We start from the raw sequence: 21,322 nt of genomic DNA, 5'->3' as shown, positions 1-21,322 counted from the left end.
CCATCAGGACGGGTCAGGCTGTCCACCCATACTGAGATATCAAATTTAGCCCGGAGAGAAGATAATCGGTCCGCCATTTGCCTGGCTGGAGTGAAAACCTTCTTGGCCTGCGCCATTGTCGTCGCACCACAATAGACTTCCGCACTGTTTTCACCATCAGCGCAAAACATGTAAGTGCCAATCCCGGCCGCAAAAAAGGATTTCCCATTTTTCCTAGCTACCCTGATATATGCTTCGCGAAATCGCCGCTTTTTATCCTTTTTCGTCACCCAGCCAAAAATTGAACAGAAAATAAAACTTTGCCACGGTTCCAGTATCAATTTTTGCCCAGCTAAATCCCCGCTAGAATGGGGTAACAACTGAACGAATCTGCATGCACGTTCAGCTAAGTCTCTGTTGAATTGATAGGGGTAGTTCTTATCCAGTGATTTTTTCAGGTCATCAAAATGGCGCTGACATGCCAGTTTGATATATCGACATGCGAGGATTTTCCCGCTTAGTACATCGCGTGCATAAGCGTTCGCCAGATTGACGCTCGGGTATGCCGCCATATACTCCACCCATAAAAAAAGGGACTAAAGACCCAATTAAAATTCGTCGAATTCGTTTCCTGGGTTGGTGTTATCTCCTGGCTGCTTTTTCCTGATGCGGCTGTTGGGGTCCAGTTTCAACACAACACTGAGACGAATAAGTTCGCTGATATATTTGCTCCTGGCCTTTACCGCCGCACCCAGTTTTTGTCCACCTGCAGCAGTGTCGTCGCCAAGACCATCGCTTTTAATTTCCTGATTCGCGTCGTACAGAAGCTGCACTGTATTGCAGTATTCCATCAGTAAATAACAATCTTCCATCTCGAACGTACCCCTGTTGATCAGGATTTTGCACGTCCGTCGCCAGGCATCAACAGCCATTTCACCAAGAAGCTCATCAGGCGGGGAAACGGCTCTTGTAAGAGAACTAACCTGCGTTCCTGTGTTATTCGACTTACGACCGCCACCTGGTGCTCTCACTCCCGAACCCATGTCGAAACACCTCTAAATATGCTCAAAAAAAATTTCTTATTTCTCACGCGCAAAAATCTACCGGGAGCGGCAGTCCTGAAGCGCGAAAGGGGTCAGGGATTTGATCCCCCCTCCCCCTTGAAGATGACAGCAAGAAAGCATGCAAAAGCAGATACTGGTCATTCATCAGGATGTTCAGCATAGTGTCTTCAGTTAATCTCAATAAATAAACGATGGAGTCTAAGAAATGGATAAAACTAGAAAATATGATAGAGCCTTACAACTTGAGATCCTCAACGCTCTTATAGATTGTGCTCCCAACTCTTTAAACAAGGCACAGGAGCGAGACCTCATTGAGAAGTTTGATAACTATGATCACTTTGTGGCGTGCATGCTATATCTTGAAATGCATAGTCTTGTTTCTACACCCTTCGTACGCAGCGAAACCATGGCTGGCGTTGATTTTATTTTCAACGCCCCATACTGCAACATTACAGAGAAAGGAATTGATTTTCTTCTTGATGATGGCGGCTTAAGTGCGATCCTTAAGGTTCAAACCGTTCGGTTACACAATGACACGATTGTTGCCCTTGAGGATATAATCCGTGTCGCAAATATATCTGAAGATCAGAAGAAGGGATTGATTTCAAAACTCCGAGAGCTTCCGGGAGACGCCATAAAACATTTGACCCTACAGTTACTGACTCAGGGGGTTCTGAATCTGCCGAACGCACTTCGACTAATTCAAACAACCCTCCAGTAGGGCTAAACTCGTCAGAGGGGCGAATTAACTCAAATTTGCCCCATCCCAGTGTTTTACTTAAAAACACCCAAAATTCCTTCCGGGTATCTGCATGAATGTAGAAACTGTTCTTATGCATTACAGCAGTGAATATTATCATCGAATACGTTCTCTTGCTGTCTTCGCTCTGTGGCATTCCCAACACAACGACTCAAGATTGGAATCGTCATCAGTACCGCCATGAGCTTTTGGGATTATGTGGTCAACGCTGGTCGCTTTCTTCGCTATCTTCTGCCGGCGATGGTTCTGACACAGGAATTGATCACGCTGTAGGATACGCTCCCGTATGATTTCCCAGGACCGCCCATAACCACGTTCTTGTCTGCTCTTTCCTGCCTGATAACTCCGCCAGCCGTCACCAGCATGCTGCTGTCGGTGTTGGTCACAATATCCGCTGACATCATTGGTGATTGCCGCACACCCTTTGTGTCGGCATGGGCGTTTAGCGCGTGCTGGCATCGGTATAATCCTGTTTATTAGATACAAATTTTTTAGTATGAGGAAAGAAAACGGAAACGGTCGTTAGCTGAATTTTTTCATAAATAGAAAGAGCCTCTGCGATTGTCGCCCGTTACAGCCGAGCTCGCCAGAAGGCCCCGTTAAAAGGAAGGCAGAAAATCTATGCATAGAAGCGAAGGCTTTGACAACGTTCTTAATTTTATGACAGAAATAAAAAAGCATTACCTTGAAAGGTAATGCTTTTTCACTCAAATTGAGTCTTATAACTATTAAATTAATGTAATTTTAATATCATAGCTTTCAAGCCCAGTCATTTTTTCACGGGCAGTAAACTGGATGTCGGAAACTTCTTTTCCTGTCTTTTTTTTGAGTTCAATAATTTTTTTCGTAATGAATTCAGAAATATCCGCTTCAGTTTTTCTTTTTAAATCTTCAACGTTCATTGTTTACCTCTCTTGATCTCTAACATATCCACGCCAGGCATGTTACATTCCCCATGGAGCACTTTTAAAAGCGCTGACATGCTTAAAAGGTAGAATGGAAAGACCCAATAATCAAGAGGTTGCAGTACAATCCTCATACAATAATAGCTCACAAACCACACAAACCGCTGAACTGAAATCTGGGTCGATAACGAAACCATCAGATATCATTTCAAAAGCTTCGATGCTGCTTCGAGAATCTCTTCGGAACTGACATCACGATCGGAGGCTACATAAACTATTTTATGGTCTCCTGTCAGAGATGGAAATCCCGCAGACATCACGGGTAGATGAGCTTTTTCCCCATTAGGAAACTCACGCATTATCGTTGTAATACCCTTCATTACGGATACAACTACTGCTGGTTCGGAGTTAAAAAAAACAATTACTTTTTTCATAATTATACCGTGATGGTTCTTACATAAATGAACGGTTAAGCATACAAAAAAGGCTCCATAAGGAGCCTGAAATTTATTTTCTAAAATCTAACGAAGTCTGACTAGAACGAATGTATAGTGCAACATTATCAAATGTTATCATTGTTGATTTGCAAAAAATACATTTTGCTCCGAAAGGATTTTTTTCAGTAACATCAAAGCTTGACGTTCTGTACTGAGATCCGTGACAACACGGGCATCTGAAGTGAATATTGTTAGTAATAACAGTACCCTTATACAGCCACGACATTAACTGCTGAGGGGCCTTTAGGTCCCTGTTCAACACTAAATTCTACTTCCTGATTCTCATTCAGTGTCTTGAAATCATTGCTCTGGATAGCAGAGAAGTGTACAAACACATCTTTACTGCCATCTTTAGGGGTGATAAACCCAAAACCTTTTTCAGGATTGAACCATTTAACTAAACCAGTCATTTTATTAGACATAATAATTACCTTAATTGAGTGAGCCCTTGGGCAGAATGGTCCGAAAAAAATTATCAGAGAGAAAAGCTAACAAGGAAATCTCAACAGGAACAAGAAATAAAATTATTACAGTGACTGCTTCAGATAAATTCGTAACAAACCAGAGATTCATTAACGCATGATTAACCAAACATAGCAAGGTTTAGTTTTGTAAGTAAATCACCCATGATTTTGAACATAAAAATTATTTTAAATGGCTAAAATTGAAAATTATGCCATGCTGCTTAAGACCTTTATCTATCACCCTAAGTTGTCAGGGATTTTTGACTCACGGATGAGTCGTATTTCATTCATTGGACAATTCAAATGTAGTACCTATAAAAAGTACTAACCTCTTAATTTTTCGCTTTATTCAGCATATTTCTATGCGGTCCACTATTAGTATTCCTTATGGCCCCATAAATGCTTTCACAAGTCAATCCGGCATTGAAGCGGTCGTCAGCAATCTCAGCATAATATTTAGCTTCTGCTGCAATACTTCCGAGCATGTCGGCAAGCATTGTGGCGTCGGCTCCGGCTGTTTTGCTTCTGGCGGAAGCGGCAATATTTGCGGTGTGCTTTGCGGCGTCCAGGTGGATGGCAAGTTTGGTTGCTTCGTTGCGCAACTGGCTAACAGTAACAGACAGACTAGCAGCAGTAGCAGCTGCTTTAGCGGCTTGTGCTTGTGCATCTTTAACGGCCTCATCACGGGCAATAATTCGCCCCTGTTCAATAATGCGGGCGACAATTTGGACATTAGCTTCCTGAGAGGATTCAGCGCTGTCGCGTTCCGCCCATTTCTTCTGCCAGCCACGGTCGCTCCAGACGCTTCCGGCAAGAAACGCACCGGCCACCAGCAGCAACACAGCAAATATTTTATTCACTGGTCTATCCCCCAGCACGTCAGCGCACTTTCTTGATCCCGTCGCTCTACCTGACCGTAACAGCCATTTTTCTGACCTTTTGTCAGGCGACAATCGCGTCCGCCGTCTTTAATCCACCAGCGGATCGCTTCACAGGCTCCTTTTCGGTCGCCAGCATTGATCCGTTTGTAGAAAGTGGAAGGGAAGCATTTTCCGGGACCGATGTTATAAGGGCAGAAAGAAGCGATACCCGCTTTCTGAGGTTCACTCAGCGGGACTTGGATATTTTTCTCTACCCACGCCAGCGCCTTGTCGCGTTCTATGGCGTTCACCTGGGCGCATTTCTCAGCAGACAGTTTCATGCTCTGAACTACTGGCTTACCGTCAACCATCGTGGCGCCACGGCAAATGGTCCACACTCCGCCGCCGTCGCGATATGCCGTCAGGCTGTTACCCTCTTTCTCATCCAGAAACTGATCGAGAATCACGGGTGCGGAAGCCCCCGCAAGAATCAGACCAACGACCGCTGCGCTCAGTTTATTCTTCAGCTTTGGTGGCATTGCCATTAAGCCGATCCTCCCTTTCCTTTTTCCTGTAATACCAGTTCACTGCACAGGTGATAACAGTGCATGCAATACCGACAATAATTGCCCAGTCGCTCAGGCTTAACCCTGCAATTCTGTCGGCCAACATCCAGGACACCTCTTTTGCTGTTTTAGCTGTTTCGGCATATGCCTTCGCTGATACACCGCAGCCGGTCAGCGTGGTTCCTGTTCCATATGAAAGTCTGCTGTAAATGGTGCTCATTCTGGTCATAGCCCTACCTCCGATTTTTCGGATGGCGTTGTGTGTAATTAAAGGGTCAGGCTTCACGGGCTGGATTTATCAACAAAGCACGTAGTGAGTGATACCCGTGAGCCTGAAATGAAAAAGGCTGCCAGTTGGCAGCCTCGAAGTGAGTTAAGTTGTTTACATTGGCGGAGAGAGAGGACCTTCTAACACCTCTGCTTCACCGTTATGGCAAATGTCATCACCCCTTGTCAGATGCCAGACACCTGTGATTGTTTTACCCGATTCCAGATCATCAACAGTGTCATTCGTGTAGTACGCTACCTGTACAACACCGACATGCTGAATCCAGTAATACCCTTCTTTCATACATTCCTCCGCGATACTCAGCAGATAGTATAGAGCGGAACAGATAATGCAGCGTTGCCAGAAGCCACAACTCAATGTTTGCTGTCCGTGGTGCTCATTCTGGTCATAGCCCTACCTCCGATTTCTTCGGATGGCGCTGTGTGTGATGAAAGGCTCAGGCTTCACGGGCTGGATTTATCTACAAAGCACGTAGCGGATGTTTCCCGTAAGTCTGCAACTAGTGAATATGTCTGAAATATCAGAGTGTTTATTAAAACAACTCGATAAGTGTGGTAAAATCTGGATATATTCCTTTAATTTACTTTGTACCAATGATTACTAAACCCTGCCCCTTTTGCGGGAAACTGATCACCTTACATGCCCTGATGTGCCCACATTGCCAAACCGTAAACCCGTTCGTGAAGGCAGTTAAAAGAGAGAGATTTAAAAACGTTTGCCTCACCGCTATAGCGATCACCTTGGCAGGGGTTGTTATCTGGTTCTCTTTTTGAACATAAATTTATGTCGTTTGCACAAAATCCGACCTGCTTACCTTTCATGCAAAACAAAGTCGGCTGGGACGAACAGGAGGGGAGAGTAAAAAATCCGTTCAAATAACCAGTTCAAAAACAACATTGTTCCTGAGAGGAGAGTTCTCATCAGCAGGTTCTTTGCGAAACTGTTTTCTTAGTGCTATTCCCGCAAACACTGTCTTCTCGGTGCCTCATCACAATCAATCTATACTCGTTATCTTACTAATGGCTATATCAATTCAGTCACCGATATTTTTTATCAGCCCACATCTTTTCATAAAAATAAGATTTTCTGGGCAAATTAAGGTAAAGTTGAAGTCCATCCATCAAGGAAAAGCCTATGTCAGAACGTAAAGACTCTAAATCACGCCGTAACTATCTTGTCAAATGCACCTGCCCAAACTGTACCCAGCAATCTGAACACAGTTTTTCAAGAGTACAAAAAGGTTCCCTTTTAATCTGTCCTCATTGCAATAAAGTATTCCAGACGAATCAAAAAGAAGCAGCCTGAATCTGTTTGAGATACTGTTTCTCGCACAGAATCACTTCATCTGTATTTTAAGATTAATTAAGCTACAGATAATAAAAAACCCGCTGGCTGCGGGTTTAGTATTTTCATATTAAATGAATAGTAATTATTGTGATATCTGGGAAAACCATCCCCTTGCGTACTTTATCGTGTAAAGCAAGCAGTCAGTCTCTGAACGTTAGACTTTTCGTGCAGTGAACCAACACTTAACGACAATGGTCAGTATACTTTCTCATTCAAGATTGAGATGAAATATGCTCACCGTTGCCTTTAATGCCGGATCAGTAACATTTTAACTCTACTGATCCAACAATACATCCATTACTTCTGTCAGTATGTCTACTCAGGCTTTAGCCGTCATCGATATTGCATACAGACAAAAAAGGATTTTACTCTGTGATAGCTACGTTGCCAGCAACCGGACCTTTGGCACCATTCTCAATGGAGAATGAGACTTTTTGACCTTCGAACAAGGTGCGGAAATTATCGCTCTGGATAGCAGAGAAATGTACAAACACATCTTTACTACCATCAGCAGGAGAGATAAAACCGAATCCCTTATCAGCATTAAACCATTTTACTAAACCAGTCATTTTATTTGACATTTTTATTCCTTAATTTGGCCTTCCGGCGAACATGGTTTTATTACAGAAACTACTTAGCGCTTAGTGGAGAGACTCAAAGAAGGGATAAATATACAACACCTGAAATGAGAACTGCTTTAGTAAACTACTTTGTATTTTGTCTGTTCTTCAAACCGACGCAATCATTAACGCATGGGCGTATGTAATAATCAATGTTTATTTTAGCCGTCCAGATCTCACGATGGCCGAAAAGTATTTCTGGCATTATCTACAGGCATGTGTATAGTGCACCTCGTTATTAGCTTTAAGGAATTTTTTTGTCTCGTAAAATGACAGGAATTGTCACAGCCTTTGACTGCAAAAGCGGTAAAGGTCTAATCACCCCCTCCGATGGTCGCATAGATGTTCAGCTTCACATTTCAGCTCTAAATCTCCGTGACTCAGAAGTACTCCTTCCCGGATTGCGCGTTGAGTTTTGTCGAATAAATGGTCTACGAGGCCCATCTGCAGCGAACGTGTATCTCTCATGACTTGTAGCTCACCCTGACTTCTGGAATCATAAAAGAGAATTTAAAAACAGGGAGAGTTTCATATGTATCCGAAAATCTATCTAAACGACTGGCTAACAGGTCTTAAGAGCTCATGCTGCACGCTGATAGTGACTATACTCCTTTTCATCTAACCTGTTAGGTTGCCGCGTCCTGCTGGCCTCGGCTTGAAAACAGGGGCCAGGAATCATGGTATCATCTGGAAAATACTGCAAAATCAAGCTGATGTTGCAACAAGTTGCGGAGCGAAATAACAATAGTTAACAGACTAAATAGCTTTTTGGAATTCCACAACCTTTTTTGCTTTATATGTGTCTGTATTTTTTTTCGTGCATTCTATATCCATCTCCAGAGTTACATCCACCATCGCCAGGCAGCCTTCAATAAACCCCTCAGCAGCCTGCAGTCGCTTTAATACTTGCGTATGGGAAATTCCCAACTTTGTCCCCATAACACGAACGGGAATACAATGGATGTAATACCATTCAAGCATCACACATAAAAGAGGATCATGTTTCTTAAGCCTGGCCATAGCGCCATTAATAATTAACCCATCGTTATCACTGCAAGACAATCTGGTTTTGCATGCCTGGGGCAACAGCCCCTTGAATCCTGCTGCTACTGGAGAATAGTTCACTCCTGAACTATCGCTTGCCACCCAACCGCCCCATCGTTTTAAAGTCATCTGAATATCTCGCATGTTATCTCCCCTATTCATGCCAGTACGCCGATTGCCAGCGCACGATCTATAACCCGAAAAATAAGCAACAACTGGTCACCATATTTCGCTTCAAATGCCACAGAATCAGCATGCAACTCATCGTGATGTTCTCTGCACAGTGGTATAACAAACAAGTCGTGCGCCTTTGTTCCCATCCCCCCCTGTCCATGGCCAATCAGGTGATGCGGATCATCTGCCGGTCGCCTATAGCTTTCGCAGGGTTGAGTTTTAATCCATGCCAGATATCTGGGAGCCGTCCAGCGATTACCTCTCGCCAGCTCTGCAGGTTGTTCGCTGTAGTGGTCACGCAAATGGTCATCACAATGTCCACACAGGAGAACCGATCCGGGTTCATGACGCATAGTGGTTAACTCGTGATAATGGTAATCGCTGTGTGGCCACTGGCAGCAATTACCGCCATAACACAGAAGCCAGTAATCAAGACCACTCAAACCACCAGCAGCCTTTATAACCTTTTCATCCAGGAAGAACGGCCTCAGGGACCCGTCACTGGCAAGCGGCTGGCGAACGTCAGGAACACGGCCAGCAGGCAACCGTTCCATGACTGCCGGCTGGCTTTCCACCAGTACACACTCACAACTGAATAATGACATGAGCTCGCTGCCCGGCTTGAGCAGCACAACTCCAAGCTCACGCGCAACCACCGGCTTCAGCAGCGCCCTCATTCTGCTATCTCCCCGATAACTATTTGTCCCTTTTCTCCCCATAATTTTGTGACGCGTGAATCCCAGATGTGAGCGTCATCTTCGTAAAGGGCATCCATCAGCGCTTTCATCATGTTGTCGAAATCAGGTTTAGCCTGGTGTGGTTTACCGTTTAACTCAGCCCGTTTCTTTTTGTTCCAGCTCGCAGGCATCGGAAGAATGAAGGTGACATGCGAACCGCTTTCCGGCAGCTCAACACCCTGCAGACGAACTTCATCACAGAAAGCCCGGTAACGCAGAACCTCGGGGCGTTTTTTCCATTTGTCAGCGCGCGTCATTCTGGGCTTGCCCATTGGGGTGATATCGTAGACTTTCACATTCACCTCCAGATCCGTTGTTGCCAGGTTCTGTCCTGACGCGGAGGCTTAGATGTTTCTGGCAAGAACGCACTAATCGTCCAGTGAATGAAGTCATTATCCAGACTGCGCTCGGTCTTAATCTGCTTTGCGCGATAGCGGGCTTCCAGCTCGTCGGCTTGCTCGGTTGTGCATTCGTGATGGTGGAACCAGGAATATTTCATCGCCATCACCCCGCAAAACTCATGAGCTGCGCTGCGGCGTTTTCCGCTTCACGCTGAGTCTTGAATGCCCGGGACAATACCCAGCGCCACAGAACATCGAGCGCGGCTTTGTACAACTGCTGGAATTCAGTCTCTTCCATGTTGGCGAAAGCAATGCTGCGGGGGTGTTTACGAAGGGTTCCGTCAGGCAGTTGAATGGCGTCGTAGTGGCCAGCCTCGACAATTACCCAGGCTCGGTATGCATCAAAAGATTTGCAGGCGCTGATACTTCCTGCACGCCTGTCAGCGATTCGATCGAGGTATTGCTCAGCTGCATCAAGAAGCGCACCTTCGTTTCCACCAAATGCCGCGAGATATTTAGCGTACCCGGTCACCAATTTTCGTTCATTGGAGGAGATCGCCCCGCCAGTAGGTTCCCAGTATTCAAACCCGAGATTCAGGAGCGCAAAGAAACGGCGATGGAAAGCGGGATTCCTCACCTGACGAAATTCGGCTACCAGTACGGCACCGAGTTTGATTTTTGATTGCAGAATATCGCTGGTCTCGGGAGTGGCCGGGATCAGGATTCCTGAAGATTGCTTGATGAGTTGTAGTTCGTGCGCCATGGTTTCTCTCCGTGGCGCAGTAGGTTACGGTTGTTCAGACCGTTGATTTCATATTATCAGAAGGCGGAGTTACCCGGTAGCCGAGACGGCGGATAAATTGCACAAAACCATTGGGAGTAAAGACTTCTTCATCATCGAGCAAAGGTCGCATTGATACCATTCCATTAACGCGATATATCAGATGCCTGCCAGATGAAGGAAAGCTAAACATAACACAACCATCAGAACGTCTGACAAGGTCGTACCAATGATCATCTGATGCCTGCAATGCTGAATTACTCACTTTTTATTCTCCCTTCAATCGACACAGACGCGGTTAAAAGTTGTCGGCAACAGCATCAAAGGGATACACATTTTCGGTATTCTGTTATCTGCGCGCCGGCTAACCCAAGTTCAGTAAAACCAGTCGTCGGCGCTTTCCCATGTTTCCTGCAGGATTTCCTCCACCTTCGTTTTATCGCCCTTATCGCCACCGAAAACAGTCAGGCTATCGCCGCCAGCCCTGCGGATAACCAGAGAACAATTTTCATATTGATTCTGAAGTCGTTTAAGCAACTCTTTCTCAAGTGCAGGTATGGCGCGGCGCGGCAGGTCTTTTGATTTGTTGATGGTAAGTTCTATCTTCATAATTCCCTCTACATCAATATACTGTACATTTATACAGTAAACCTATTAAACCTCATATTCAAGTGGTTAATAGCACTTTTTGCCAAAGCCATATCTTTGTATACACTAAGTTTTTCCGAGCATTCGGAATTTACTAAATCGGAGAGGAAAAACTGTGTAGGCAAGAAAAAACCCGCCGAAGCGGGTTAGAAGTGCGGGTGCGTTGAGGATACCAAACTAAAAGAGTGGCGGGGATCGCTTCCGTCTTGCTCTCTTACTCAACTTCGTAGGTTAAATCAATGCAGCTTGTCATTTTTAGCGAGCGAATCTACAAAGCTTACCTGAGACACATCTTCTTGCTGTCTTTTCTTCCCCAGTACATCAACACTACTGAGGTCTTTTTCTGCGGGCTTATTTAGTTTTGCCAACTGGTTCCTGAGGGATTTCATTTCGATTTTCAGGGTGGATATTTCATTGGTCATTTTTCCACCAGCCCCTTCCCACTCTTTAACGAGATTCCGGCGGGCTTTCTCGTAGTCATCCTGCAGCAGACGCTTCAGGTCATGGATTTTTAACTGAACAACGATATTAGCAGCGCAAAAAACATATACGCTTAAGGCTAAAAAAGAAAAAATCAGTACGGCGATGTCGTTAATCGGCATGAACCCTTCAAAGGAAACACCAACCTTTACGGTGAAAGCGTGGCTCGAGCGCTACGAAGTAATTCTTGAACGAAGAGAATTGAAGCCAAACACGATGAAGGTCAGGCGCAACCAGATCGCCACTATCAGCGATGAATTCGGACGTATGCCGCTATCGGCGGTCAGCACGAAGGACATATCTACTTTCCTTGAGAGTTACATAATCTGTGATAAGAAGAGCATGGCCTCAGGACTACGTTCGGTATTATTGGATATTTTCAGGGAAGCGATTGTCGAGGGGCATATTGAAAGGAACCCGGCAGAGCCGACAAGAACGCCGACACCCAAAGTGAAGCGTGAACGTTTACTGCTCGAGCATTTTATTGTTATCCGCGCGGCAGCTGCTTCACACTCTGAATGGTTGCCTAACGCTTGCGATCTTGCTTTGGTTACAGGACAGCGCCGCGAGGACATTTCTCTGTTTCGGTTTAGCGATATAAAAGATGGCAGGCTATTTGTTACGCAGGAGAAGACGGGCCACAAGCTGTCGATTCCACTCGATTTAAGATTGGAAGTTGCTGGCCTGGAATTGGGAGAGGTGATTGAGCGATGCCGAATCAATAATCCATCAGATTTTATGCTTTTCTCGCCAGTCAGACGCGGTGGCAGAAAGCCGGGGCCACTGACCCCTGATGGATTGACCCAGGCATTTTCGAATGTAAGGGATGCGACGACGATAAAATTTGGGCCGAACCCTCCTACTTACCATGAGATCAGAAGTCTGGCCGGCAGACTGTATGAAAAAGAACGCGGGGAGGAATTCTCGCAACGTTTACTCGGGCATAAAAATTTGACAATGACCAAAAAATACCTGGACGCACGTGGTGCAGAATATGTTATGGTTTAGACAGGATATGGAAATTTCGAGTAATTTTCGTGGAATTTCGTGAGGACACCGAAAAAAACCATGAAAAACAAATACATAAAAAGAGACCGAATACGATTCCTGTATTCGGTCCAGGGAAATGGCTCTTGGGAGAGAGCCGTGCGCTAAAAGTTGGCATTAATGCAGGCTAAGTTACCCTGCCATTTAAGAATAGATGACAGCGCCAGGTTTTCCAGTCCGCGACTAAAGTGGCCGGAAAAAAAGGACGTTTGTTACGCATCCAAACGCAAAAACCGCAAGTTCTCGTGTGAGATCCTTGCGGTTTTTTATTGGAAATCAGAGCGCTACATCTGACAATTAGCAGAGTTTTTCTGCACGCTCCACAAACGGTGCCAGGCTCATTTTTTCGCCCGGTTTCGCCGGATCATCAATCTGGATAATCTCGATCGGCTTTGCCGTGGTTTTTCCGCTCTCCATCTGCTGTCTGGCAACATCATTCAACGGGTATTGCACCAGCGTACTGGGATTGATGACATACAGCGCGTTACCCGGGCGGCAGGTCAGCATCACCTCTTCCCGATTAAACGCCCACTTATCTTTGCCAACCTCAAAACGGCTGACGGTAATGACCTGCGGCGCAGCCAGCGCGGCTCCGGAGCTTGCCAGGAGTAATAAAGAGATAATGATTTTTTTCATGCGTTTCGCCAGTCCATCAATCAGAAAGGTTCAAGGGTTGCGAACAGGCTGACAATTGCCAGCACAACGGCTCCTATACCCCATTCCAGCTTGGTCATCCAAATAAAATAGAGAGTCATGCCGCGGTTATCCTGCCGCATGCGTGGTACCAGAACATACCGATTCACCAGCGCAATCGCCACCATTAGCATGACCAGAGCACCTTTTAACAAAAGTAGTCGCCCGTAAGCCATGTGCCAGGGAACAGAAAAACCGACAATAAACAGCGCATTCATAATACCGGTAAGTAAAACACCGATAACAAAAAGATGCCCATAGCGTGAGAAGCGCATCATGGTACAAATGGCAGGTTCCCGCCAGCGACCTTGCGCCATTCGCATACAGTAAAGTACGGGTAGCAGGCCACCGAACCAGGCGGCGGCGCATATCAGATGCAAGGCATGGTTAACCTGCTGGATTGCCCCAGTAATACCACTATGCAGCGTCGCATGCCCGACGCCAGCCAGCAAAATAAACTGCGCAATCGTCAGCATTAACAGCCGTCGCGGCATGCTACGCGGTACGATAATAACCACCACCAGAGTGACCAGCGCGAGGATAATCTGCCATAACCAGACGCCGCCAAACTGCGTTTGCAACACCGCGCCCCATACATCTGTAGAGATAACATCCCGCCAGCCTGAGCCCATTAACCCACCCTGGATCGCCAACATCAGCGTCGCGCTGATAAAGCTCCACGTTGCGGCATGCCGTTGCAGACGCAAAAAACGACGCATCATTAAACGACGAACCGAAACGGGAGCAAGCCATGCGCCGTAAAGCGCACAGCCAAACACCAGCATCAACGTGGTAAAATGGATAAACCGTAATGCAACCCAGGTAAATGCCAGCATCGGTTATTTCACGCTAAAGGTATATTGCCCCTTCGTCTTGTGACCATCCACGGAAACAACGTGCCAGTCGACCGTATATTTTCCAGCTTCAAGTGTTTGATCAAGCGGAACAATCAGCTGTGTTTTGTCCTGCTCACTGCGTGACGCCTTACCCGTTTTGATCTGTTCTTTGTTTGGACCTGTTAGCTTTGCGCCGCTGAATCCCGGCTCTACGCCTTCAGAAAAATTCAGCGTCAACGCCTGAGGAGATGCCGCAACCTCGGCATTAGCCGCCGGGCTTTGTTTTGTGAGGTGGGCATGCGCCAGGGCGGCGGGCGTTGCCAGCACGCTGGCGAGTACGATGAGAGCGCTGCGAAGCATAGATGCAGATGAAGCCATTTCAACTATTCCTTTTTGTTATGTCTAATCTATAGAGAATAACCTTCTACAATGATCGAGTCGAGAATCATCATTTCGGTCTTGCCATTAATGCACACTCTTAGTAACTTTGCGCGCCGAAAGACAGAGAAAAGGAGAAGCCCATGAACATCAATCTGGCCAAACTTGAGCAAGCGGAAATGGATAAGGTCAATGTTGACCTGGCCGCTGCGGGTGTAGCGTTTAAGGAGCGATACAACATGCCGGTTGTTGCCGAAGTTGTTGAGCGTGAACAGCCCGAACATTTACGCGACTGGTTTCGCGAAAGACTCATCGCGCACCGACTGGCATCCGTTTCCCTTTCACGTTTACCTTACGAGCCTAAAGTTAAATAAAACTTATACTACGTTACGATTCCTTACATGATGGCTGCTACAGTATAAGTATATTCTTAATCTATACTTTCAGGATGATTGTAGACACTATGGAAAGGAAATCATTATGTCACACTGGAAAATCGCAGCAGCGCAGTACGAACCTCTTCACACCTCAGTTACCGAGCATGTCGCACATCACCTGCAATTCATTCAGGCAGCCGCCCAATGCCAATGTGAATTGCTGGTCTTTCCTTCCCTCTCCTTGTTAGGTTGTGTTGATGAACATGACGCGCTTCCTGCCCCACCCGATGAAGCGCTGTTAGAACCTCTCGCCCATGCCGCCGTGACTTATCGTATGACAATCATTGCGGGACTACCGGTGGAACATAACAACCGGTTCGTAAAAGGCATCGCGCTCTTTTCTCCCTGGATGACCTCGCCCTTAACGTTTCATCAAAGTCACGGAGCCTGTATCGCCAGACAGCAAAATGCCATTAGCGTAGTGGATAGCCAACCGGAAGGAATCGATATCGACCCGGCTTACTCCCTGTTCACGAGCAGTCAGTCCATTAGCGAACCCGAATTGCTCTCCTCCACATCTCGTCTACAGAGTTTCTCGCATAAGTTTGCCATAGCTGTATTAATGGCCAATGCGCGTGGCAGCAGCGCGTTATGGGATGAGCGAGGCCGATTGATTGTTCGCGCAGACAGCGGTTCTTTGCTGTTAACCGGTCAACGCACGCCACGGGGTTGGCAAGGTGATATCATTCCATTACGCTAGTCGTTTTGGGTCAGGAGCATGGCATGTTGCGCATAATAGATACAGAAACCTGTGGTCTACAGGGAGGCATTGTTGAAATTGCTTCTGTCGATGTGGTTGACGGAAAAATAGTCAACCCAATGAGCCACCTGGTACGCCCTGACCGCCCCATCAGCCCACAGGCGATGGCTATCCATCGCATTACTGAAGCAATGGTGGCCGATAAGCCGTGGATTGAAGACATCATCCCGCAGTATTACGGCAGCGAGTGGTACGTGGCCCACAATGCCAGCTTTGACCGCCGCGTATTACCCGATATGCCCGGAGAGTGGATTTGCACCATGAAGCTCTCCCGTCGTTTGTGGCCGGGGATCAAATACAGCAACATGGCGCTGTATAAATCGCGCAAGCTGAGCGTACAGACGCCAGCGGGTCTCCACCATCACCGCGCCCTGTACGACTGCTACATCACTGCTGCACTCCTGATCGACATCATGCAGACGTCAGGCTGGACAGCCGATCAAATGGTCGATATTACCGGCCGTCCCGCGTTACTCACTACTTTCACTTTTGGTAAGTACCGCGGAAAACCGGTATCAGAAGTGGCTGAACGCGATCCGGGCTATCTGCGCTGGTTATTTAATAACCTTGATAATATGAGCCCGGAACTGCGATTAACGCTAAAACACTATTTGGATCACGCCTGAGCAGGCAGTGTTCCCTGCGCCAGTCCAATCAAAAAAGCGTACTCAAGAGCCACACCTTCGTAAGATTTAAAACGCCCGGATTTACCGCCGTGTCCGGAATCCATATCCGTGCAAAGTAGCAGCAAACGATCGTCCGTTTTCAGCTCACGCAGTTTTGCCACCCATTTTGCTGGTTCCCAGTATTGCACCTGGGAATCGTGTAATCCCGTCGTGACCAGCAGATGCGGATACGCCTGCGCGGTTACATTGTCATACGGGCTGTAGCTTTTCATATAGGTGTAATACTCTTCGTCCTGCGGATTACCCCACTCTTCAAACTCACCGGTCGTCAGGGGAATTGATTCATCGAGCATTGTGGTTACCACATCGACAAACGGCACCTGAGCAATAACACCATGGAAGCGTTCCGGGCGCTCATTAATGGCGACGCCCATTAACATGCCCCCGGCGCTTCCTCCCATGCCATAACATAACTCAGGCGCGCCATAGCCCATTTTTAGCAGCGCATCACAGACGTCGAGGTAATCATTAAAGGTATTTTTCTTGCGCAGAAACTTACCGTCCTCGTACCACTGTTGTCCTAATTCACCACCGCCACGCACATGGGCAATGGCGTAAACAAAGCCGCGATCCAGTAAGCTTAAACGGCTGCTGCTGAAATCGGCATCCATGCTGGCGCCATATGACCCATAGCCATAAACCAGTAACGGATTTTTTCCTTTCAGGAAATACTTTTGATGATAAACCAGCGAAACCGGAACCTCAGTGCCATCACGTGCCGTTATCCATACGTGTTCGCTACGGTAATTCGCCGCATCAAATCCGGGGACCTCCGTCTGCTTAAGCACACGACGTTCACCGGTGTCCATATCCAGTTCAAACAATGTGTCCGGGGTGGTCATGGAGGAATAGCCATAGCGCAGGCGCGATGTCTCCGGCTCTGGATTATAGGCAAGCCAGGTCACATATGCCGGATCGTCAAAGGCGATCCCGACCACTTCGCGCGTTTTACGATTAATCTGCCGCAGGCTGGTTAAGCCCCGCTGACGCTCTTCTACCACCAGCCAGTCGGTGAATAACGTAAAGCCCTCCAGCATCACGTTGTCACGCGGAGGGATCAGCGTCTCCCAGGCTTGTTCATCACGAACACGGGTACGGTACAGGCCGAAATTTTTCCCCTGACGGTTGGAGCGCAGATAAAAATTGTGCTGATAGTGATCGAGACTGTATTCGTGGTCTTTGCGTCGCGCTAAAAAGACCAACGGTTCGGCATCTGCCAGTTCTGCATCAAGCAACAAAACTTCACTGGTGGTCGCACTGGCAATGTGGATAACCACATAATGCAATGATGTGGTTTTATGCAGACTGACATAAAACATGTCATCGGCTTCTTCATACACCAGCTCATCCAGTGACGATGGCGAGCCGACTGTATGTCGCCAGACCTGATACGGCAATAACGTCGTTTCGTGCTTGCGCACGTAATAGAAAGTCTGAGAATCATTCGCCCATACCAAATCCGCTTCGACGTTTTCCAGCACTTCCGGATACCAGTTGCCGCTTTGCAGGTTGCGAAAACGCACGCCATATTGCCGGCGAGAGAGATAATCTTCGGCCAGTGCCATGATGGTGTTATCCGGTGATATCGCCAGTCCTCCCAGCGTATAAAACTCGCTGTGTGCCGCGCGCTGGTTCCCATCCAATAGAGTATCCCAATCATCCCACTCTTCACTGAAGGCAGACTGACGCTGATAAATGGCATATTCGCACCCCGGTTCATAAATATGCCGGTAGCGATAACCATTCTTCACATAGGGGGCAGAAGCATCCTGAGGTGGGATGCGGTCGATAATCTCTTTCAGGACGCGATCCTGCAAAGCCTGCTGCGAGGCCATAATCTGACGGCCATACGCATTTTCTTGTTGCAGATAATCCAGCACTTCTGGCTGCGAGCGAGTGTCATCTCGCAACCAGTAATAATTATCAACACGAGTATCGCCATGCTGCGTCATGGCGTGGGGAATACGAGAAGCTTTTGGTAGCATGTCATTGTTCTTTTGCTTAAACATCCTATAAGGGTGGCAAAAGACAGCAATGATGCAAGCGAAACATGCGCCTTAGCGGTAAGTAATTAACCCGGTAACGCCTGTTTTTGTTCCTTGAGATCCTGTTCAATGCCTTCACGAACATCCTGCGGGATCTTCAACACATCGCCCAGCGCATTGAGATAACTACGCTCCATAAAGTGGTCGATATCAATCGCCGCGCAACTGAGGAAGTAAATTTCTAGCGCTTCTTCTTCGTTACGGATCCCATGCGCCAGACGCTGAGGGTCTAACGGTTGTTCGATGGCGCGTTCAATCAGAATGCGGCCCTGCTCTTCCACGCCCGCTTCACGGAGCTGCTGCTCAATAGCGCTACGTTCTTTGGCATCAATATGGCCATCGCTTTTCGCCGCAAAAACCAGCGCCAGAATCAGGCGTTCGGTTCGCTCATCCAGCGGTGAGCTTTCTGCACCAAACTGCGGCTCATCCTGATGCGCTGCGCGAACTTTATCCTTGTACTTGTTCCATAACACAGTCCCGGCAACCGCGCCGCCGCCCACCAGAAGCGCGCTGGTGCCGTATTTACTCAGTAATTTACGAGAAGATTTGTTGGCAACCAGTAATCCTGCCAGACCGCCTAACGCGCCAGGAACCAGAAGTTTACTCAGCCCTTGCTCGCCAGAAGATGACGCGGAGGAACCTTTTTGCCCAAGAAGAGATTGTAGTTGATTTAGCCAGTTAGCCATTTTGCCCCTCAAGTACAGACGAATAATCATCAAAGCGTACCCGAGGGGATGTCAGGAAGTGTTCAGGTCATCAAAAGATGTGCAAATACCTCCGTTACTGCGGCTGATACTCCGCTGTTCCGGCTTTGCAGTCGACTTTTACCTGATAGTGAATATCCGCACTTTTACCGCGAACCGTCAGGGGAACTGACCATTTCCCGTCTTTGCCCGTAATATCGGGCGTGTTTACCCAGGCGACAGGATCGGCTTGCCCGACGCGCTTTTGATCGTCAGCCCAGCGCGCAATGCGATTTTGTTGATAATCACGTTTCACGCTCGCCGCAATACCGTTAGCGTCCAGTCCCTCACACTTGGGGAACTGGACGTTTTTGCTTTCCATATTTGCCGCAAATACAGATACGCTGGCAGACAGCAGCAGCAGGCTCAATAACGTTCTTTTTTTATACATTCTTTTCTCCTTAATCTCCCCTTCGTCATTCAGATTGCCTCTAGCAACGTGAAGTAACGTCAGGGATTGCACAATGATTCAGGGAAAAGCATGGTACAAAACGTCAGGAGCGCAAGTCGTTTCAGGCAGCCTGAGTATCATCCCCAGCGTGCGCATCGTTTTCGACAGCCTGCGGCGAAGGAAGCTTGCCATTTTTCAGAATGGCGCTCAGCACATCTTTTTGCTCAGCCAGCCACAGGGAAAGCGCTTCGCGCTGCTCGTCTTCAAGCGCTACCGGCGATTGCTCCAGCCATGTGTCGAGCAGATCTGCTGTATCCAGCATTTTGTCATACGCATCGGCTTCCTTTTTGCTGGTAAACGACATTTTTTCCTCACCTTCCCGAATGACTACGTATTTAACTTCAACCGCCATTTTGCAGCCTCTTAAATCACCTGTATTTATGTACAGTATATTCTTTTTAAACCCTAAAATCAACCTGGTAATAAAGACAGACGCAAACGTTTTCGTATATACTGCGCCCAGATAAAACAGGGGATTAATTTATGACGTTATTAGGCACAGCGCTGCGTCCAGCAGCAACGCGAGTGATGTTATTAGGTTCGGGAGAACTGGGTAAAGAAGTGGCAATTGAATGTCAACGCCTGGGTGTGGAAGTCATTGCCGTGGATCGTTACCCCGACGCGCCAGCCATGCACGTTGCCCATCGCTCATACGTTATCAACATGCTGGATGGCGAAGCATTACGCCAGCTCGTCGAGCGTGAAAAACCACATTATATCGTGCCGGAAATTGAGGCGATCGCCACGGATATGCTGGTAAAACTGGAGCAGGAAGGCCAGCGTGTTGTGCCATGTGCAAGAGCAACGCAACTGACCATGAACCGGGAAGGAATCCGTCGCCTCGCCGCCGAAGAATTGTCTCTACCGACCTCTTCTTACCGCTTTGCTGACAGTGAAGTCCGCTTTCGCGAAGCCGTCGCTGAAATCGGCTACCCCTGCATCGTGAAACCGGTAATGAGTTCATCCGGTAAAGGACAAAGCTTTATCCGTTCAGCCGATCAGCTCGCTGCAGCCTGGGACTATGCTCAACAGGGCGGTCGGGCTGGTGCCGGACGCGTTATCGTCGAAGGCGTAGTGAATTTTGATTTTGAAATCACCCTGCTAACCGTTAGCGCCGTTGATGGCGTGCATTTCTGCGCGCCGGTTGGACATCGACAGGAAGATGGCGATTATCGCGAGTCCTGGCAGCCGCAGCAGATGAGTGAACTGGCGCTGGCGCGCGCGCAGGAGATTGCCCGCAAGGTGGTGCTGGCGCTGGGTGGTCACGGACTGTTTGGCGTGGAGCTGTTTGTCTGCGGTGATGAGGTGATTTTCAGCGAAGTCTCCCCTCGCCCTCACGACACGGGTATGGTGACCTTAATTTCGCAGGATCTGTCTGAGTTTGCCCTGCACGTACGTGCATTTCTCGGTCTGCCCGTTGGCGAAATCCGCCAGTATGGGCCTTCTGCTTCCGCTGTTATTCTGCCGCAACTTACCAGTCAGAATATCACGTTTGATAACGTGCAGGCCGCTGTAGGTGCGGGTATGCAAGTTAGGTTCTTCGGCAAACCGGACATCGACGGGAGCCGTCGTCTGGGCGTTGTGCTGGCCACAGCACAGAGCATTGAAGATGCGGTGATACGCGCGAAAGACGCGGCCGCACAGGTGAAAGTTACTGGATAAAAAAACGGGCCGAATGGCCCGTTACAGA

General features: G+C 47.7%; 35 protein-coding genes and 1 pseudogene. 9 read left to right on the top strand and 27 right to left on the bottom strand.

What is annotated here, in order from left to right:
- Positions 1 to 68: 68 nt before the first annotated feature.
- Both OGV98_RS07420 and OGV98_RS07415 read right to left on the bottom strand, forming a co-directional pair.
- Positions 69 to 551 (bottom strand): annotated as a pseudogene (locus OGV98_RS07420) (terminase large subunit domain-containing protein); the annotation flags it as partial.
- A 36-nt stretch (positions 552 to 587) separates the two neighbouring features.
- Positions 588 to 1,022, bottom strand: a complete 435-nt coding sequence (locus OGV98_RS07415) for a P27 family phage terminase small subunit (RefSeq protein ID WP_032941333.1) — start codon at positions 1,020 to 1,022, stop codon at positions 588 to 590.
- A 226-nt stretch (positions 1,023 to 1,248) separates the two neighbouring features.
- Between OGV98_RS07415 and OGV98_RS07410 the strand changes: the two genes are divergently transcribed.
- Positions 1,249 to 1,764, top strand: a complete 516-nt coding sequence (locus OGV98_RS07410) for a hypothetical protein (RefSeq protein ID WP_003841965.1) — start codon at positions 1,249 to 1,251, stop codon at positions 1,762 to 1,764.
- A 135-nt stretch (positions 1,765 to 1,899) separates the two neighbouring features.
- Here OGV98_RS07410 and OGV98_RS07405 read toward each other — a convergent pair whose 3' ends face one another.
- The 9 genes from OGV98_RS07405 to OGV98_RS07365 all read right to left on the bottom strand — a co-directional run bounded on the left by OGV98_RS07405 (position 1,900) and on the right by OGV98_RS07365 (position 5,666).
- On the bottom strand, positions 1,900 to 2,262 hold the full coding sequence (locus OGV98_RS07405; protein ID WP_003841963.1) for an HNH endonuclease: 363 nt from the start codon (positions 2,260 to 2,262) through the stop codon (positions 1,900 to 1,902).
- 269 nt (positions 2,263 to 2,531) lie between these two features.
- Positions 2,532 to 2,705, bottom strand: a complete 174-nt coding sequence (locus OGV98_RS07400) for a GnsA/GnsB family addiction module toxin (RefSeq protein WP_003841960.1) — start codon at positions 2,703 to 2,705, stop codon at positions 2,532 to 2,534.
- A 206-nt stretch (positions 2,706 to 2,911) separates the two neighbouring features.
- A complete protein-coding gene (locus OGV98_RS07395) occupies positions 2,912 to 3,142 on the bottom strand; it encodes a hypothetical protein (protein WP_032941334.1) in 231 nt (76 codons plus the stop codon).
- A gap of 73 nt (positions 3,143 to 3,215) precedes the next feature.
- On the bottom strand, positions 3,216 to 3,404 hold the full coding sequence (gene ymcF / locus OGV98_RS07390) for a cold shock small protein YmcF (RefSeq protein WP_072144007.1): 189 nt from the start codon (positions 3,402 to 3,404) through the stop codon (positions 3,216 to 3,218).
- Between the two features lie 10 nt (positions 3,405 to 3,414).
- Complete coding sequence (gene cspG, locus OGV98_RS07385) at positions 3,415 to 3,627, bottom strand: cold shock protein CspG (RefSeq protein ID WP_003841958.1); 213 nt, start codon at positions 3,625 to 3,627, stop codon at positions 3,415 to 3,417.
- Between the two features lie 374 nt (positions 3,628 to 4,001).
- On the bottom strand, positions 4,002 to 4,529 hold the full coding sequence (locus OGV98_RS07380) for a DUF2514 domain-containing protein (RefSeq protein WP_003841956.1): 528 nt from the start codon (positions 4,527 to 4,529) through the stop codon (positions 4,002 to 4,004).
- Positions 4,526 to 5,074, bottom strand: coding sequence for a lysozyme (locus OGV98_RS07375; protein ID WP_032941335.1), 549 nt, complete (start codon positions 5,072 to 5,074; stop codon positions 4,526 to 4,528). Before OGV98_RS07375 ends, OGV98_RS07380 begins: the two co-directional genes overlap by 4 nt.
- Entirely contained in the window at positions 5,046 to 5,324 is a 279-nt protein-coding gene (locus tag OGV98_RS07370; protein ID WP_003841952.1) for a phage holin, read from the bottom strand. Before OGV98_RS07370 ends, OGV98_RS07375 begins: the two co-directional genes overlap by 29 nt.
- A 153-nt stretch (positions 5,325 to 5,477) precedes the next feature.
- Entirely contained in the window at positions 5,478 to 5,666 is a 189-nt protein-coding gene (locus tag OGV98_RS07365) for a hypothetical protein (protein ID WP_003841950.1), read from the bottom strand.
- An 852-nt stretch (positions 5,667 to 6,518) separates the two neighbouring features.
- Between OGV98_RS07365 and OGV98_RS07360 the strand changes: the two genes are divergently transcribed.
- Entirely contained in the window at positions 6,519 to 6,689 is a 171-nt protein-coding gene (locus OGV98_RS07360; protein ID WP_162835200.1) for a YnfU family zinc-binding protein, read from the top strand.
- A gap of 407 nt (positions 6,690 to 7,096) precedes the next feature.
- Here OGV98_RS07360 and cspE read toward each other — a convergent pair whose 3' ends face one another.
- Complete coding sequence (gene cspE / locus OGV98_RS07355; RefSeq protein ID WP_003841948.1) at positions 7,097 to 7,312, bottom strand: transcription antiterminator/RNA stability regulator CspE; 216 nt, start codon at positions 7,310 to 7,312, stop codon at positions 7,097 to 7,099.
- Positions 7,313 to 7,608: 296 nt separating this feature from the next.
- Here cspE and cspF point away from each other — a divergent pair, with 296 nt between their 5' ends.
- Both cspF and OGV98_RS23605 read left to right on the top strand, forming a co-directional pair.
- Positions 7,609 to 7,821: a cold shock-like protein CspF gene (gene cspF / locus OGV98_RS07350; RefSeq protein WP_003841946.1), complete on the top strand. Its 213-nt coding sequence runs from the start codon at positions 7,609 to 7,611 to the stop codon at positions 7,819 to 7,821.
- Positions 7,822 to 7,883: 62 nt separating this feature from the next.
- A complete protein-coding gene (locus OGV98_RS23605; RefSeq protein ID WP_420022586.1) occupies positions 7,884 to 7,973 on the top strand; it encodes a hypothetical protein in 90 nt (29 codons plus the stop codon).
- A 134-nt stretch (positions 7,974 to 8,107) separates the two neighbouring features.
- On the opposite strand, the gene OGV98_RS07345 is transcribed toward OGV98_RS23605, so the two are convergent.
- The 8 genes from OGV98_RS07345 to OGV98_RS07310 all read right to left on the bottom strand — a co-directional run bounded on the left by OGV98_RS07345 (position 8,108) and on the right by OGV98_RS07310 (position 11,678).
- Complete coding sequence (locus OGV98_RS07345; protein ID WP_042270662.1) at positions 8,108 to 8,539, bottom strand: antiterminator Q family protein; 432 nt, start codon at positions 8,537 to 8,539, stop codon at positions 8,108 to 8,110.
- A 14-nt stretch (positions 8,540 to 8,553) separates the two neighbouring features.
- Positions 8,554 to 9,246 carry a DUF968 domain-containing protein gene (locus tag OGV98_RS07340; RefSeq protein ID WP_057101938.1) on the bottom strand — a complete coding sequence of 231 codons (693 nt, stop codon included), beginning with the start codon at positions 9,244 to 9,246 and terminating at the stop codon, positions 8,554 to 8,556.
- A complete protein-coding gene (locus tag OGV98_RS07335) occupies positions 9,243 to 9,602 on the bottom strand; it encodes a RusA family crossover junction endodeoxyribonuclease (RefSeq protein ID WP_057101939.1) in 360 nt (119 codons plus the stop codon). The genes OGV98_RS07340 and OGV98_RS07335 overlap by 4 nt, the downstream gene beginning before the upstream one ends.
- A gap of 2 nt (positions 9,603 to 9,604) precedes the next feature.
- Positions 9,605 to 9,811, bottom strand: a complete 207-nt coding sequence (locus OGV98_RS07330; RefSeq protein ID WP_003841940.1) for a hypothetical protein — start codon at positions 9,809 to 9,811, stop codon at positions 9,605 to 9,607.
- A complete protein-coding gene (locus OGV98_RS07325) occupies positions 9,811 to 10,410 on the bottom strand; it encodes a DUF1367 family protein (RefSeq protein WP_003841938.1) in 600 nt (199 codons plus the stop codon). The genes OGV98_RS07330 and OGV98_RS07325 overlap by 1 nt, the downstream gene beginning before the upstream one ends.
- 34 nt (positions 10,411 to 10,444) lie before the next feature.
- Positions 10,445 to 10,693 (bottom strand): hypothetical protein, encoded by a 249-nt coding sequence (locus tag OGV98_RS07320; protein ID WP_071524344.1) that lies wholly within the window; start codon positions 10,691 to 10,693, stop codon positions 10,445 to 10,447.
- Between the two features lie 110 nt (positions 10,694 to 10,803).
- The gene (locus OGV98_RS07315) at positions 10,804 to 11,037 is read right to left on the bottom strand and encodes a DinI-like family protein (protein WP_003841935.1); all 234 of its coding nucleotides are present in this window, start codon (positions 11,035 to 11,037) and stop codon (positions 10,804 to 10,806) included.
- A 275-nt stretch (positions 11,038 to 11,312) separates the two neighbouring features.
- Complete coding sequence (locus OGV98_RS07310; protein WP_123977203.1) at positions 11,313 to 11,678, bottom strand: hypothetical protein; 366 nt, start codon at positions 11,676 to 11,678, stop codon at positions 11,313 to 11,315.
- On the opposite strand from OGV98_RS07310, the gene OGV98_RS07305 reads away from it, so the two are divergent.
- Positions 11,662 to 12,564, top strand: coding sequence for a tyrosine-type recombinase/integrase (locus tag OGV98_RS07305; RefSeq protein WP_286551150.1), 903 nt, complete (start codon positions 11,662 to 11,664; stop codon positions 12,562 to 12,564). The two genes, OGV98_RS07310 and OGV98_RS07305, sit on opposite strands and share 17 nt — an antisense overlap.
- Positions 12,565 to 12,900: 336 nt before the next feature.
- Here OGV98_RS07305 and OGV98_RS07300 read toward each other — a convergent pair whose 3' ends face one another.
- The 3 genes from OGV98_RS07300 to yobA are packed head-to-tail and all read right to left on the bottom strand — an operon-like array spanning position 12,901 to position 14,510.
- The gene (locus OGV98_RS07300) at positions 12,901 to 13,239 is read right to left on the bottom strand and encodes a YebY family protein (protein ID WP_003034934.1); all 339 of its coding nucleotides are present in this window, start codon (positions 13,237 to 13,239) and stop codon (positions 12,901 to 12,903) included.
- 20 nt (positions 13,240 to 13,259) lie between these two features.
- Positions 13,260 to 14,132, bottom strand: a complete 873-nt coding sequence (gene copD, locus OGV98_RS07295) for a copper homeostasis membrane protein CopD (protein WP_049002332.1) — start codon at positions 14,130 to 14,132, stop codon at positions 13,260 to 13,262.
- Positions 14,133 to 14,135: 3 nt separating this feature from the next.
- Entirely contained in the window at positions 14,136 to 14,510 is a 375-nt protein-coding gene (gene yobA, locus OGV98_RS07290) for a CopC domain-containing protein YobA (RefSeq protein WP_003034928.1), read from the bottom strand.
- Between the two features lie 143 nt (positions 14,511 to 14,653).
- On the opposite strand from yobA, the gene OGV98_RS07285 reads away from it, so the two are divergent.
- The 3 genes from OGV98_RS07285 to exoX all read left to right on the top strand — a co-directional run bounded on the left by OGV98_RS07285 (position 14,654) and on the right by exoX (position 16,333).
- The gene (locus tag OGV98_RS07285) at positions 14,654 to 14,884 is read left to right on the top strand and encodes a DNA polymerase III subunit theta (RefSeq protein WP_003034925.1); all 231 of its coding nucleotides are present in this window, start codon (positions 14,654 to 14,656) and stop codon (positions 14,882 to 14,884) included.
- A 106-nt stretch (positions 14,885 to 14,990) separates the two neighbouring features.
- Positions 14,991 to 15,647 carry a carbon-nitrogen hydrolase family protein gene (locus OGV98_RS07280; protein WP_003841657.1) on the top strand — a complete coding sequence of 219 codons (657 nt, stop codon included), beginning with the start codon at positions 14,991 to 14,993 and terminating at the stop codon, positions 15,645 to 15,647.
- Positions 15,648 to 15,670: 23 nt separating this feature from the next.
- Positions 15,671 to 16,333: an exodeoxyribonuclease X gene (gene exoX, locus OGV98_RS07275; RefSeq protein ID WP_003841659.1), complete on the top strand. Its 663-nt coding sequence runs from the start codon at positions 15,671 to 15,673 to the stop codon at positions 16,331 to 16,333.
- On the opposite strand, the gene ptrB is transcribed toward exoX, so the two are convergent.
- The 4 genes from ptrB to yebG form a co-directional block, all read right to left on the bottom strand.
- On the bottom strand, positions 16,324 to 18,378 hold the full coding sequence (ptrB, locus tag OGV98_RS07270) for an oligopeptidase B (RefSeq protein WP_202581197.1): 2,055 nt from the start codon (positions 18,376 to 18,378) through the stop codon (positions 16,324 to 16,326). The two genes, exoX and ptrB, sit on opposite strands and share 10 nt — an antisense overlap.
- A gap of 86 nt (positions 18,379 to 18,464) precedes the next feature.
- Positions 18,465 to 19,124, bottom strand: a complete 660-nt coding sequence (locus tag OGV98_RS07265; RefSeq protein WP_138828611.1) for a tellurite resistance TerB family protein — start codon at positions 19,122 to 19,124, stop codon at positions 18,465 to 18,467.
- Positions 19,125 to 19,218: 94 nt separating this feature from the next.
- Positions 19,219 to 19,572: a protein YebF gene (gene yebF, locus OGV98_RS07260; RefSeq protein WP_003034909.1), complete on the bottom strand. Its 354-nt coding sequence runs from the start codon at positions 19,570 to 19,572 to the stop codon at positions 19,219 to 19,221.
- A gap of 121 nt (positions 19,573 to 19,693) precedes the next feature.
- Positions 19,694 to 19,984 carry a DNA damage-inducible protein YebG gene (gene yebG, locus OGV98_RS07255; protein ID WP_003034906.1) on the bottom strand — a complete coding sequence of 97 codons (291 nt, stop codon included), beginning with the start codon at positions 19,982 to 19,984 and terminating at the stop codon, positions 19,694 to 19,696.
- 131 nt (positions 19,985 to 20,115) lie between these two features.
- On the opposite strand from yebG, the gene purT reads away from it, so the two are divergent.
- Complete coding sequence (gene purT / locus OGV98_RS07250) at positions 20,116 to 21,294, top strand: formate-dependent phosphoribosylglycinamide formyltransferase (RefSeq protein WP_044700298.1); 1,179 nt, start codon at positions 20,116 to 20,118, stop codon at positions 21,292 to 21,294.
- The last annotated feature ends 28 nt before the right edge of the window (positions 21,295 to 21,322 follow it).

This window comes from Citrobacter sp. Cf136, assembly GCF_030333815.1.
GTDB classification, from domain to species: Bacteria; Pseudomonadota; Gammaproteobacteria; order Enterobacterales; family Enterobacteriaceae; genus Citrobacter; species Citrobacter freundii.
Note: the sequence above shows the minus strand (reverse complement) of the source record. Positions and strands in the feature narration are given on the sequence as shown.

What these genes read in the sequence shown, in the direction of transcription:
- OGV98_RS07415 (WP_032941333.1), bottom strand. Translation starts at nt 1,022, where the DNA reads ATGGGTTCGGGAGTGAGAGCACCAGGTGGCGGTCGTAAGTCGAATAAC.
- OGV98_RS07410 (WP_003841965.1), top strand. Translation starts at nt 1,249, where the DNA reads ATGGATAAAACTAGAAAATATGATAGAGCCTTACAACTTGAGATCCTC.
- OGV98_RS07405 (WP_003841963.1), bottom strand. Translation starts at nt 2,262, where the DNA reads ATGCCAGCACGCGCTAAACGCCCATGCCGACACAAAGGGTGTGCGGCA.
- OGV98_RS07400 (WP_003841960.1), bottom strand. Translation starts at nt 2,705, where the DNA reads ATGAACGTTGAAGATTTAAAAAGAAAAACTGAAGCGGATATTTCTGAA.
- OGV98_RS07395 (WP_032941334.1), bottom strand. Translation starts at nt 3,142, where the DNA reads ATGAAAAAAGTAATTGTTTTTTTTAACTCCGAACCAGCAGTAGTTGTA.
- cspG (WP_003841958.1), bottom strand. Translation starts at nt 3,627, where the DNA reads ATGTCTAATAAAATGACTGGTTTAGTTAAATGGTTCAATCCTGAAAAA.
- OGV98_RS07375 (WP_032941335.1), bottom strand. Translation starts at nt 5,074, where the DNA reads ATGGCAATGCCACCAAAGCTGAAGAATAAACTGAGCGCAGCGGTCGTT.
- OGV98_RS07370 (WP_003841952.1), bottom strand. Translation starts at nt 5,324, where the DNA reads ATGACCAGAATGAGCACCATTTACAGCAGACTTTCATATGGAACAGGA.
- OGV98_RS07365 (WP_003841950.1), bottom strand. Translation starts at nt 5,666, where the DNA reads ATGAAAGAAGGGTATTACTGGATTCAGCATGTCGGTGTTGTACAGGTA.
- OGV98_RS07360 (WP_162835200.1), top strand. Translation starts at nt 6,519, where the DNA reads ATGTCAGAACGTAAAGACTCTAAATCACGCCGTAACTATCTTGTCAAA.
- cspE (WP_003841948.1), bottom strand. Translation starts at nt 7,312, where the DNA reads ATGTCAAATAAAATGACTGGTTTAGTAAAATGGTTTAATGCTGATAAG.
- OGV98_RS23605 (WP_420022586.1), top strand. Translation starts at nt 7,884, where the DNA reads ATGTATCCGAAAATCTATCTAAACGACTGGCTAACAGGTCTTAAGAGC.
- OGV98_RS07345 (WP_042270662.1), bottom strand. Translation starts at nt 8,539, where the DNA reads ATGCGAGATATTCAGATGACTTTAAAACGATGGGGCGGTTGGGTGGCA.
- OGV98_RS07340 (WP_057101938.1), bottom strand. Translation starts at nt 9,246, where the DNA reads ATGAGGGCGCTGCTGAAGCCGGTGGTTGCGCGTGAGCTTGGAGTTGTG.
- OGV98_RS07330 (WP_003841940.1), bottom strand. Translation starts at nt 9,811, where the DNA reads ATGGCGATGAAATATTCCTGGTTCCACCATCACGAATGCACAACCGAG.
- OGV98_RS07325 (WP_003841938.1), bottom strand. Translation starts at nt 10,410, where the DNA reads ATGGCGCACGAACTACAACTCATCAAGCAATCTTCAGGAATCCTGATC.
- OGV98_RS07315 (WP_003841935.1), bottom strand. Translation starts at nt 11,037, where the DNA reads ATGAAGATAGAACTTACCATCAACAAATCAAAAGACCTGCCGCGCCGC.
- OGV98_RS07305 (WP_286551150.1), top strand. Translation starts at nt 11,662, where the DNA reads ATGTCGTTAATCGGCATGAACCCTTCAAAGGAAACACCAACCTTTACG.
- OGV98_RS07310 (WP_123977203.1), bottom strand. Translation starts at nt 11,678, where the DNA reads ATGCCGATTAACGACATCGCCGTACTGATTTTTTCTTTTTTAGCCTTA.
- OGV98_RS07300 (WP_003034934.1), bottom strand. Translation starts at nt 13,239, where the DNA reads ATGAAAAAAATCATTATCTCTTTATTACTCCTGGCAAGCTCCGGAGCC.
- copD (WP_049002332.1), bottom strand. Translation starts at nt 14,132, where the DNA reads ATGCTGGCATTTACCTGGGTTGCATTACGGTTTATCCATTTTACCACG.
- yobA (WP_003034928.1), bottom strand. Translation starts at nt 14,510, where the DNA reads ATGGCTTCATCTGCATCTATGCTTCGCAGCGCTCTCATCGTACTCGCC.
- OGV98_RS07285 (WP_003034925.1), top strand. Translation starts at nt 14,654, where the DNA reads ATGAACATCAATCTGGCCAAACTTGAGCAAGCGGAAATGGATAAGGTC.
- OGV98_RS07280 (WP_003841657.1), top strand. Translation starts at nt 14,991, where the DNA reads ATGTCACACTGGAAAATCGCAGCAGCGCAGTACGAACCTCTTCACACC.
- exoX (WP_003841659.1), top strand. Translation starts at nt 15,671, where the DNA reads ATGTTGCGCATAATAGATACAGAAACCTGTGGTCTACAGGGAGGCATT.
- ptrB (WP_202581197.1), bottom strand. Translation starts at nt 18,378, where the DNA reads ATGCTACCAAAAGCTTCTCGTATTCCCCACGCCATGACGCAGCATGGC.
- OGV98_RS07265 (WP_138828611.1), bottom strand. Translation starts at nt 19,124, where the DNA reads ATGGCTAACTGGCTAAATCAACTACAATCTCTTCTTGGGCAAAAAGGT.
- yebF (WP_003034909.1), bottom strand. Translation starts at nt 19,572, where the DNA reads ATGTATAAAAAAAGAACGTTATTGAGCCTGCTGCTGCTGTCTGCCAGC.
- yebG (WP_003034906.1), bottom strand. Translation starts at nt 19,984, where the DNA reads ATGGCGGTTGAAGTTAAATACGTAGTCATTCGGGAAGGTGAGGAAAAA.
- purT (WP_044700298.1), top strand. Translation starts at nt 20,116, where the DNA reads ATGACGTTATTAGGCACAGCGCTGCGTCCAGCAGCAACGCGAGTGATG.